Origin of the sequence: Thauera phenylacetica B4P (assembly GCF_000310225.1) — a bacterium.
Lineage (GTDB): Bacteria > Pseudomonadota > Gammaproteobacteria > Burkholderiales > Rhodocyclaceae > Thauera > Thauera phenylacetica.
On the sequence record NZ_AMXF01000603.1, the window covers coordinates 1 to 474 of the forward strand.

Consider the following 474-nt stretch of genomic DNA (forward strand, 5'->3'; position numbering starts at 1 on the left):
TCAGCGTTGCCCTAGTGTCCTGAGTTAGAAGTTCATTGAACTAATATTGACCATTGCTATCAGTCGTGTACTGTTCGAACACGACGAGGTGATCATGAGAGGCAGACCCAAGACGGAACTGGTGCTCAGCGATGCGGAGCGCGAACAACTCACCGCGTTGACGCTGCGGCGCAAGACCGCGCAGGCCATGGCATTGCGAGCACGCATCGTGCTGGGTTGTGCCCAGGGGATGGAGAACAAGGCCGTTGCCGTTCGCCAGCGGGTCACGCCCCAGACCGTCTCCAAGTGGCGAGCGCGCTTTGTCAAACACCGCCTGGAGGGGCTGCTGGATGCGCCACGTCCCGGCGCACCGCGCAGCATTGACGATGCGCGAGTCGATGCGGTGATCGCCCGCACGCTGGAGTCGATCCCGCAAGGCGCGACACACTGGAGCACGCGCACCATGGCACGCGAAATGAATCTGTCGCAAACGGC

Annotated in this window: 1 protein-coding gene; it reads left to right on the forward strand. The window is 61.6% G+C overall.

Annotation, left to right across the window (positions count from 1 at the left end; genetic code table 11):
* Positions 1-46: 46 nt before the first annotated feature.
* Positions 47-474, forward strand: a 428-nt coding sequence (locus tag C667_RS23905) for a helix-turn-helix domain-containing protein (RefSeq protein WP_004392717.1), incomplete at its 3' end; no start/stop codon positions are given.